The following is a 9934-nucleotide window of genomic DNA, read 5'->3' as shown; positions in this document are numbered from 1 at the left end:
GCCCTACCCCAGCACCCAGCTCCGCCGCGGATAACCCTGCGCCCACAACAAGGCCGTCAGGTCATGATGCCGGATCACCGCCGCCGCCGCCTCGCCCGCCGCGGGATGCGGATAGTAACCGATCCCCAGCCCCGCCGAGGTAATCATCGGAATATCGTTCGCGCCGTCACCCACCGCCAGCGTCTCGGCGAGCGGCAGCCCGTGCTTCGCCGCCTCGGCCTTCAGCGTCTCCAGCTTCGTCGCGCTGTCGACGATCGGCTCGCGCACCTTGCCGGTCAGCTTACCGCCCGCGATCTCCAGCTCGTTCGCGACGACCTTATCGAACCCGATCGCCTCGCCCACCGGCCCGGCAAAGGCGGTGAAGCCGCCCGAGATCAGGATCGAGTGCGCGCCATGCGCCTTCATCGTCTGTACCAGCGTCCGCGCGCCGCGGGTCAGCCGCACGCGCTCCATCCGGCAGTCGACCAGCGTCGACTCGGGCATCCCCGCGAGCAGTCCGACGCGTTCCTCCAGCGCCGCGCGGAAATCGAGTTCGCCGCGCATCGCGCGCTCGGTGATCGCGGCGATCTGCGGCTTCAGCCCCGCATAATCGGCGAGTTCGTCGATGCATTCGACGGTGATCATCGTCGAATCCATGTCGGCGATGATCAGCTTCTTGGTCCGGTCGCCGAGCGGCTGGACGACGATGTCGAGCGCGCCATGGTCCATCAGCGCCAGTTCCTTGCGCGCGCTCACCAGGCTGCCGTGAAAGACGATATCGGCCGCGTCATGCTCGTCGAGCCAGTGCGGCGCGCCGACGTCGTGCCCCGTCGCGGCGAGCCTGTCTATTCCTTCGCGAACCACCTCGTCGGTCAGCTTCCCGGCTGCTATCAGCGTCGCGACGAACATGGCATCTCCTTTGATCTCTTCGGCGCACAGGCCGCCTCTCGCACTTATTGCCGGACCGACCGCAAGCGGCAAGAGCGCTTTGGCGGTCGCGCTCGCGAAATCGCTCGGGAACGGGACGGTCATCAATGCCGACGCGAGCCAAGTCTACGCCGACCTCGCCATTCTCTCGGCGCGCCCGACCGACACAGAGATGGACGGCGTCCCCCACCGCCTCTTCGGCCATGTCGACGCCGCCGAGCCCCACAACGCCGCGCGCTGGGCCGATGAAGCGCGCGCCGCCATCGCCGCGGCGCACGAAGCCGGCGACGTGCCGATCCTCGTCGGCGGCACCGGCCTTTATTTCCGCACCCTGCTCACCGGCATCGCCCCGGTGCCTCAGATCGATCCCCGAATTCGCGAGACGGTACGCGCGATGCCCGTCGCCCAAGCCCATGCCGCGCTGGCCGGACTCGACCCCGAAGCTGCGGCGCGCCTCCATCCTGCCGACACCACCCGCGTCGCGCGTGCGCTCGAGGTCGTGCGCGCGACCGGCCGTACCCTTGCCGACTGGCAGCAGGCGCGCGCGGGCGGCATCGCGGACGCCGTCGCGCTCGCCCCGCTGGTCCTCCTGCCCCCGCGCGACTGGCTCCGCGACCGCTGCGACGCACGCCTCGTCCAGATGTTCGACCATGGCGCCGTCGCGGAGGCCGAAACCCTCCTCGCCCGCCACCTCGACCCCGATCTCCCCGCGATGCGCGCGATCGGCGTCCCGCAGATCGCCAGCCACCTGCGCGGCGAGATCGGCCGTGCCGGGGCGCTCGAAGCGGCACAAGCAGCGACGCGCCAATATGCAAAGCGCCAATATACGTGGTTTCGCCACCAGCCCCCCGCCGGGTGGCCGCGTCACACCGAGTCACTAAACATCGATTCTATCAACGAATTAGCAATAATATTACGTCATAAGCTGTTGACAGGATAGAATCATACACCTATTGCCCGCATCCTGTTGCAGCGCACAAGCGCTGCCTTTTTTATTGCTGGAAGGAGTTTCGTCGTGACGGAAATGAGCGGTGCCGACATGGTGGTTCAGGCGCTGGTCGACCTCGGGGTCGACACGGTGTTCGGCTATCCGGGCGGCGCAGTCCTTCCGATCTATGACGCGCTCTTCAAACACCCGACGATCAAGCACATCCTCGTCCGCCACGAACAGGCGGCGACGCACGCGGCCGAAGGTTATGCGCGCTCGACGGGCAAGCCCGGCGTCGTGCTCGTCACCTCGGGGCCCGGCGCGACCAACGCCGTCACCGGCATCACCGATGCGCTGCTCGATTCCATTCCGATGGTGGTGCTGACGGGACAGGTCCCGACGACGCTGATCGGCACCGACGCGTTCCAGGAATGCGACACGGTCGGCATCACGCGCCACTGCACCAAGCATAATTATCTCGTGATGGACCCCGACCGCCTCGGCCCGATCATGCACGAGGCGTTCCATATCGCGACCCACGGCCGGCCCGGCCCGGTGGTGATCGACATTCCCAAGAATGTGCAGGTCGCGACCGGCACCTACAGCGTGCCCGAAAAGATCGAGCATCACAGTTATCGCCCGCAGGTCGAGCCCGACGCCGACGCGATCGCGGCGGCGGTCGCGATGATCGCCGCAGCCGAGCGGCCCGTCTTCTACACCGGCGGCGGTGTGATCAACGCCGGCCCCGATGCGAGCGCCGCCCTGCGCCAGCTCGTTTCGCTCACCGGCGCACCGATCACCTCGACGCTGATGGGCCTCGGCGCCTTCCCCGCCGACGATCCGAAATGGCTCGGCATGCTTGGCATGCACGGCACCTATGAATCGAACATGGCGATGAACCGCGCCGACCTGATCATCGCGGTCGGCGCGCGCTTCGACGACCGCGTCACCGGCCGCCTCGACGCCTTCGCGCCCGAGGCGAAGAAGATCCACATCGATATCGACCGCAGCTCGATCAACAAGATCGTCCCCGTCGACCTCGCGATCGTCGGCGACGCCGGGCGCGCGCTCGATGCGATCATCGCGGGCTGGCAGGCCGGCGGCCATGCCGCGCGCGACTTGGGCGAATGGTGGCGCCGCGTCGACGGCTGGCGCGCGACGCGCTGCCTCGACTTCCCCGAAAAGAAGGAAGCCGGCGCCGAAATCATGCCGCAGCGTGCAGTGAAGGCGCTGTTCGACGCGACGCGCGGCCGCGACCCGATCATCACGACCGAGGTCGGCCAGCACCAGATGTGGGCAGCGCAGCATTTCGGTTTCGCGGCCCCGAACCGCTGGCTCACCTCGGGCGGGCTCGGCACGATGGGCTACGGCTTCCCCGCCGCGGTCGGCGCGCAGATCGCGCACCCGAACCGTCTCGTCATCTGCATCGCGGGCGAAGCCAGCCTGCAGATGAACATCCAGGAAATGGGCACGGTCGCGCAATACCGCCTGCCGGTGAAGATCTTCATCCTCAACAATCAGTGGATGGGCATGGTCCGCCAGTGGCAGGAACTGACCTATGAAAGCCGCTATTCGAACAGCTATTCGGACAGCCTGCCCGATTTCGTGAAGCTCGCGGACGCTTACGGGTGGACGGGCCTGCGCATCGACACGCTCGGCGAACTGGAAGACGGTATCCGGACGATGATCGAGACCCCGGGTCCGGTGATCGTCGACTGCCGCGTGGCCCAGCTCGCCAACTGCTTCCCGATGATCCCCTCGGGCGCGGCGCACACCGACATGATCCTCCAGCCGAGCGACGTCACCGGCACGATGGACGACGAAGCCAAGGCACTGGTGTGATGGATCACTCGCAATCGCAAATTTTGACCACATTGGTGCTCCTTTGCGTCGCTATCTATTGCGTCTGTCAGGTCGTGCGCGAGCGCAGGCGCGAACAATATGGCTGGGCCGCAGTTGCCGCTGCGGTGGGTGTAATGGCCGTCATCGCACTTTTCACGATGCCCGTCCAAACGCACGCGGTCAAAATCGACCTCCCAGCCCCGAGGCCCTGACATGAAAATCAAGACCGAAGCCGGCGAGCGCCATGTGCTCGCCATCACCGTCGATAACGAGGCCGGGGTGCTCGCCAAGATCACCGGGCTGTTCACCGCGCGCGGCTATAATATCGAAAGCCTGACCGTGGCGGACATCACCGCCGACCACGCATTGTCGCGCATCACGATCGTCACCTCCGGGCCGCCGCCGATCATCGACCAGATCATAGCGCAGCTCGAACGCCTCGTTCCCGTCCACCGCGTCGTCGATCTCAACGACGCGGGCGAAGCGCATGTCGAACGCGAGATCGCGCTGGTGAAGGTCGCGGGCACGGGCGACAAAAGGATCGAGGCGCTGCGCATGGCCGACGTGTTCCGCGCCAAGGTCGTCGACACGACGCTGACGAGCTTCATCTTCGAAATCACCGGGACGAGCGACAAGGTCGACCGCTTCATCGCGCTGATGCGCGAATGCGGGCTGGTCGAGGTCGGCCGCACCGGCGTCGTCGCTATCGCCCGCGGGTCGGAGGCGCTGTAACACCGTTAACATCGGGCTTCGGCCCACTCTCCCACACCAAATCACCCCCTCGCGGGGCCACAGGACTAGAAGGGGTTTTCCAATGCAGGTTTATTACGATCGCGACGCCGACCAGGAACTGATCAAGGGCAAGAAGGTCGCCATCGTCGGCTATGGCAGCCAGGGCCACGCCCATGCGCAGAACCTCCGCGACAGCGGCGTGCGCGACGTCGCGATCGCGCTCCGTCCCGGCTCGGCGACCGCGAAAAAGGCCGAAGACGCCGGTTTCAAGGTGCTGTCGAACAAGGAAGCGGCCGAGTGGGCCGACGTCATCATGGTCGCCGCCCCCGACGAGCATCAGGCAAAAATCTATGCCGACGACCTTGGCCCGAACATGCAGCCCGGCGCCGCGCTCGCTTTCGCGCACGGCCTCAACATCCACTTCGGCCTGATCGACGCGCGCCCCGACATCGACGTCTTCATGGTCGCGCCCAAGGGTCCGGGCCACACCGTGCGCAGCGAATATCAGAAGGGTGGCGGCGTCCCCTGCCTGATCGCGGTCGCGCAGGAAGCCAGCGGCAACAGCGGCAACGGCCACGCCAAGGCGCTCGCGCTGTCCTACGCTTCGGCGGTCGGCGGCGGCCGCAGCGGGATTATCGAAACGACCTTCAAGGAAGAGTGCGAAACCGACCTTTTCGGCGAACAGGCGGTGCTCTGCGGCGGCGTCACCCATCTGATCCAGGCTGGCTTCGAAACGCTGGTCGAGGCAGGTTACGCCCCCGAAATGGCGTATTTCGAATGCCTCCACGAAACCAAGCTGATCGTCGACCTCCTCTATGAAGGCGGCATCGCGAACATGCGCTACTCGATCTCGAACACCGCCGAATATGGCGACATCAAGACGGGTCCGCGTATCATCACCGAGGAAACGAAGAAGGAAATGAAGCGCGTCCTCGAGGACATCCAGTCGGGCCGCTTCGTCAAGGACTTCGTGCTCGACAACCAGGCCGGCCAGCCCGAACTCAAGGCGAGCCGCAAGGCTGCCGCCGCGCACCCGATCGAAAAGACCGGCGCCGAGCTGCGCGCGATGATGCCGTGGATCGCCAAGAACAAGCTGGTCGACAAGGCGAAGAACTGACGGATTATCCTCCCTGTGGCCGCAGGCCATGGGGAGGGGGACCGTTCGCGAAGCGAATGGTGGAGGGGCAGCGACGTCGCGTTATTTGCCCCTCCGTCAGCGCTGCGCCAAAGGCGCAGTTTATCCTGAGCGCCTGCAAGGCAGCCGAAGGGCGCTGCCCACCTCCCCATCGCTTCGCGACAGGGAGGATTGGAATAGCAATTATGACTGCCAACCCCGCCCTTCCCGACACGCTTCCGCAATCGCGGGCAAGGAGCTAGGGACGTACGATGACACCATCCGACCTATCCTTCGCCTGCGACTGCGGCACCGTTTCGGGAATGCTGCTCGATGTCGGCGCGGATCAGGGCGACCATGTCGTCTGCCACTGCGGCGATTGCCAGGACCTCACCCACCACCTCGGCCACGCGCACATTCTCGACCAGCACGGCGGGACGCCGCTCTACCAGACACGCTGCGCGCGCATGCGGATCGACAGCGGCCGCGACAGCCTCGCCTGCCTTCACCTGACCGATGGGCCGACCTTGCGCTGGTATGCGGCATGCTGCCGCCTGCCGCTGTTCAACAGCTACAAGAACGGCAAACTCCCCTTCATCACGATCCAGCTCGCCGCCTGCGACCCCGCAACGCGCGACCGGGTCGGACCGCTGCGCGGGCATCTTTTCACAAAGGACGGAATCGGCGATACCAGCGGCTTGCCCGAAATGACCATGTTCACCCTGATGCGCCGTTTTTTCTGGCGGGCGATCAAGGATATCGTCTCGGGCGACCGGCGACGATCGGCGCTGTTCGACGCGGCAACGCTCGAACCGGTCGCAACCCCGCACCGCTTGACCGGCGAGGAACGGCAGGCGATCCGCCGCGATCGCGCGGCCTGACAGACATTGTCCTTTCCGCGGAGCCGAAGACGGCACGCAAGGGACGGACAAACAAGGAGGAAATGTGGCGAACTCTCCCTTCACCGCGCATCGCAGGGACCTCGACGCGCTGGCAGCCCAAGGCCGCCGCCGCACCCTCGCGCCGCGCGCCGGCCGCGATTTCGCCTCGAACGACTATCTCGGCCTCGCCGATAGCGAAGCGCTGCGAACCGCGCTCGCCGCGGGTATCGAACGCGGCCTGCCCGCGGGGTCGGGCGGCTCGCGCCTGCTCCGCGGCAATCACGAAGAGCATGAAGCGCTCGAGGCGCATGCCGCACGCCATTATGGCAGCGAGGCGGCGCTCTTCTTCGCCACCGGCTTTGCCGCCAACGCCGCGCTGTTCGCCGCGCTGCCGCAGCGCGGCGACCTCGTCGTCCATGACGAGCTGATCCACGCGAGTGCGCACGACGGCATGAAGCTCGGCCGCGCCGGGACCATCGCCGCCGCGCACAATGATGCGCAGGCGTTCAACGACGTCATCGCGCGCTGGCGCGCCGGCGGCGGCGCGGGCACGCCGTGGATCGCGGTCGAGAGCCTTTATTCGATGGACGGCGACCGCGCCCCGCTCGCCCAGCTCGCCGAAGTCGCCGAGCGTCACGACGCCATACTCGTCGTTGACGAGGCGCATGCAACCGGCGTTTTCGGCGCCGGCGGCGGCGGCCTCGCGCACGGCCTCGCGCGCCGCGACAACCTCATCACCCTCCACACCTGCGGCAAGGCGCTCGGCGCCGAGGGCGCGCTGCTCTGCGCCCCTGCGGTCGCCCGCGACTTCCTCATCAACCGCGGCCGCCCCTTCATCTTCTCGACCGCGCCATCGCCGCTGATGGCGTGGCTCGTCCGCCAGGCAATCGAGATCGTCGCGAACGAGCCCGAGCGGCAGGCACGCCTCCACGGCCTCGTCCGCCACGCCGCCGAGCGTCTTGTTCCGCTCGGTATCCCCGCCAGCGGCACCCAGATCCTGCCCGTGATCATCGGCGACAACGACCGGACGATGCGTATCGCGGCCAATCTGCGCGACGCCGGTTTCGACATTCGGGGCATCCGGCCGCCGACCGTGGCGCAGGGAACCGCGCGGCTGCGCCTCGCAATCACGCTCAATGTTGACGAAGCTAACATTGACGATATGGCTGATGCACTGGCCCAAGCGATGGCCGCGGCATGACGCGCTTCGTCGTCACCGGCACCGACACGGGTATCGGAAAAACTATATTTTCCGCCGCTTTGGCGCAGGCGACCGGCGCGCCCTACTGGAAACCGATCCAGTCGGGCCTCGAAGAGGAAACCGATAGCGAAGTCGTCGCGCGCCTCGCCGGCGTGCCGGTCCATCCGGAAACCTACCGCCTCGTCACCCCCGCCTCGCCGCATCTCGCCGCCGAAATTGACAGCGTTAACATTGACCTCGAAACGCTCGCCCCGCCCCCCGGCGACCTGATCGTCGAGGGCGCCGGCGGCGCGCTCGTCCCCGTGACGCGCACCACGCTCTACGCCGATCTCTTCGCGAAATGGCAGGTCCCTGTCATCGTCTGCGCGCGCACCAGCCTCGGCACGATCAACCACAGCCTGCTGACGATCGAGGCGCTGAAATCGCGCGGCGCCCCGATCCACGGCCTCGCCTTCCTCGGCGACGCGATGGAGGACAGCGAGGCGATCATCGCCGCCATCTCGGGCATCCGCCGCCTCGGCCGCTTGCCGATCGTCGATCCGCTGACGCGCGAAACGCTTGCCGCCGCGTTCAGCGCAAACTTCGATATCGCCAACTTCGCTTGATCCAACACCGTTCGCCCTGAGCTTGTCGAAGGGCCGTCCTTCTCTTATCCGCCGCCTGAAGAAGAGCGGTGCTTCGACAAGCTCAGCACGAACGGAATCAGGATATGGCCGATACCTCCCCCGTCTGGCACCCCTTCACCCAGCACGGACTCGGCGATGCCATCCCGCTGATTTCGCACGCCAAAGACGCGCGTCTCTACGATCAGAACGGCAATAGCTGGATCGACGCGATCTCGAGCTGGTGGGTCACTACCCACGGCCACGCGCACCCGCGCATCATGGCCGCGATCCGCGACCAGTCGGAAAAGCTCGACCAGCTGATCTTTGCGGGCTGGACGCACGAGCCCGCCGAGACGCTCGCCGCCGAACTCGTCCGCATCACCCCCGCCCCGCTCACCCGCGTCTTCTTCTCGGACTCGGGCTCGACCAGCGTCGAGGTCGCATTGAAGATGGCGCTCGGCTATTGGTATAATATCGGCGAGCCGCGCAGCCGCATCCTCGTCCTCGAACACAGCTATCATGGCGACACGATCGGCACGATGTCGGTCGGCGAACGCGGCGTCTACAACCGCGCCTGGCAGCCTTTGCTCTTCGACGTCGGCACCATCCCCTTCCCGCACGAGGGGCTCGAACAGACCACGCTCGACGCACTCGAAGCCGCTTGCGTGCAAAAACCCGCCGCCTTCATCGTCGAACCCCTCATCCTCGGCGCCGGCGGCATGCTCATCTATCCCGCATGGGTGCTCGCCGAGATGCGCGCGATCTGCGCGCGCCACGGCGTCCTCTTCATCGCCGACGAGGTGATGACCGGCTGGGGCCGCACCGGCACGCGCTTCGCCTGCGACCAGGCGGGCGTCATCCCCGACATCGTCTGCCTGTCGAAGGGCCTGACCGGCGGTGCGCTCCCGCTCGCGGTCACCCTCTGCATCGAGCCAATCTTCGAAGCGCATTTCTCGACCGATCGCGCGAAGACCTTCTATCATTCGTCGAGCTACACCGCGAACCCGATCGCCTGCGCCGCCGCCGCCGCCAATCTCGCAATCTGGCGCGACGAGCCGGTGCAGCAGCGGATCGACGCGCTTGCCGACGCACAGGCCGCGCATCTCGCCCTCCTCAGCCACGACCCGCGCGTCGCCAATTCCCGCCGCCTCGGCACGATCGCCGCGCTCGATATCGTCGTCGCGGACTCGGGCTATCTCTCGAACCTCGCCCCGCGTCTGATCGCCCATTACCGCGACCACGGCGTGCTGCTCCGCCCGCTCGGCAACACGGTCTATGCGATGCCGCCCTATTGCATCACCGCCGACGAACTCGCGCTGGTCTGGGACGCGATCGGGGCGTCGCTGGATGCAGTCTAGGACGACGGCCGCTTTCGACCGAGAGCAGACATAAGATCCTCCCTGTGGCGCAGCCATGGGGAGGTGGCAGCGCGAAGCGCTGACGGAGGGGCCTATGGTGCGACGTCGCGGCCCCTCCACCACCGCTTCGCGGCGGTCCCCCTCCCCATCGCTGCGCGACAGGGAGGATGGCTCTGCTCGTCACCCCGGACTTGATCCGGGGTCCCGCTTGAGACCGAAGCCAGTGGGTGCGAAAAAAGCGGGGTCCCGGATCAAGTCCGGGATGATGGAAGTGGAGTAGGGCAACGTCCGCTCCCCACCCCAAAACCGCTCGCCTCACCCGCCGAATTTTGCATCGACGGGGATTACCGCCCAATTCTTCTCCGCC

9 protein-coding genes are annotated in these 9934 nt (G+C 66.6%); 8 read left to right on the top strand and 1 reads right to left on the bottom strand.

The genetic code is table 11. The features are described from left to right. Positions 1–3 precede the first annotated feature (3 nt). Complete coding sequence (gene serB, locus VGD20_RS13975) at positions 4–888, bottom strand: phosphoserine phosphatase SerB (RefSeq protein WP_331135032.1); 885 nt, start codon at positions 886–888, stop codon at positions 4–6. Between serB and miaA the strand changes: the two genes are divergently transcribed. The 8 genes from miaA to VGD20_RS13935 all read left to right on the top strand — a co-directional run bounded on the left by miaA (position 887) and on the right by VGD20_RS13935 (position 9567). Next, entirely contained in the window at positions 887–1846 is a 960-nt protein-coding gene (gene miaA, locus VGD20_RS13970) for a tRNA (adenosine(37)-N6)-dimethylallyltransferase MiaA (protein ID WP_331135031.1), read from the top strand. The two genes, serB and miaA, sit on opposite strands and share 2 nt — an antisense overlap. A 75-nt stretch (positions 1847–1921) precedes the next feature. Beyond that, the gene (locus VGD20_RS13965; RefSeq protein WP_331135030.1) at positions 1922–3676 is read left to right on the top strand and encodes an acetolactate synthase 3 large subunit; all 1755 of its coding nucleotides are present in this window, start codon (positions 1922–1924) and stop codon (positions 3674–3676) included. 213 nt (positions 3677–3889) lie between these two features. Continuing rightward, complete coding sequence (gene ilvN / locus VGD20_RS13960; protein WP_331135029.1) at positions 3890–4408, top strand: acetolactate synthase small subunit; 519 nt, start codon at positions 3890–3892, stop codon at positions 4406–4408. An 82-nt stretch (positions 4409–4490) separates the two neighbouring features. After that, a complete protein-coding gene (gene ilvC, locus VGD20_RS13955) occupies positions 4491–5525 on the top strand; it encodes a ketol-acid reductoisomerase (protein WP_331135028.1) in 1035 nt (344 codons plus the stop codon). Positions 5526–5794: 269 nt separating this feature from the next. Then, positions 5795–6403, top strand: coding sequence for a DUF6151 family protein (locus VGD20_RS13950; RefSeq protein WP_331135027.1), 609 nt, complete (start codon positions 5795–5797; stop codon positions 6401–6403). 64 nt (positions 6404–6467) lie between these two features. Beyond that, positions 6468–7604, top strand: coding sequence for an 8-amino-7-oxononanoate synthase (locus VGD20_RS13945; RefSeq protein ID WP_331135026.1), 1137 nt, complete (start codon positions 6468–6470; stop codon positions 7602–7604). Beyond that, positions 7601–8209, top strand: a complete 609-nt coding sequence (gene bioD / locus VGD20_RS13940) for a dethiobiotin synthase (protein WP_331135025.1) — start codon at positions 7601–7603, stop codon at positions 8207–8209. Before VGD20_RS13945 ends, bioD begins: the two co-directional genes overlap by 4 nt. 104 nt (positions 8210–8313) lie before the next feature. Further along, the gene (locus tag VGD20_RS13935) at positions 8314–9567 is read left to right on the top strand and encodes an adenosylmethionine--8-amino-7-oxononanoate transaminase (protein WP_331135024.1); all 1254 of its coding nucleotides are present in this window, start codon (positions 8314–8316) and stop codon (positions 9565–9567) included. Positions 9568–9934: the final 367 nt, after the last annotated feature.

The sequence above is a fragment of the Sphingopyxis sp. genome (assembly GCF_036402335.1).
Lineage (GTDB): Bacteria > Pseudomonadota > Alphaproteobacteria > Sphingomonadales > Sphingomonadaceae > Sphingopyxis.
The sequence above is the reverse complement of the archived record's forward strand: the minus strand, read 5'-3'. Positions and strand labels throughout refer to the sequence as shown.

What these genes read in the sequence shown, in the direction of transcription:
- miaA (WP_331135031.1), top strand. Translation starts at nt 887, where the DNA reads ATGGCATCTCCTTTGATCTCTTCGGCGCACAGGCCGCCTCTCGCACTT.
- serB (WP_331135032.1), bottom strand. Translation starts at nt 888, where the DNA reads ATGTTCGTCGCGACGCTGATAGCAGCCGGGAAGCTGACCGACGAGGTG.
- ilvN (WP_331135029.1), top strand. Translation starts at nt 3,890, where the DNA reads ATGAAAATCAAGACCGAAGCCGGCGAGCGCCATGTGCTCGCCATCACC.
- ilvC (WP_331135028.1), top strand. Translation starts at nt 4,491, where the DNA reads ATGCAGGTTTATTACGATCGCGACGCCGACCAGGAACTGATCAAGGGC.
- VGD20_RS13950 (WP_331135027.1), top strand. Translation starts at nt 5,795, where the DNA reads ATGACACCATCCGACCTATCCTTCGCCTGCGACTGCGGCACCGTTTCG.
- bioD (WP_331135025.1), top strand. Translation starts at nt 7,601, where the DNA reads ATGACGCGCTTCGTCGTCACCGGCACCGACACGGGTATCGGAAAAACT.
- VGD20_RS13935 (WP_331135024.1), top strand. Translation starts at nt 8,314, where the DNA reads ATGGCCGATACCTCCCCCGTCTGGCACCCCTTCACCCAGCACGGACTC.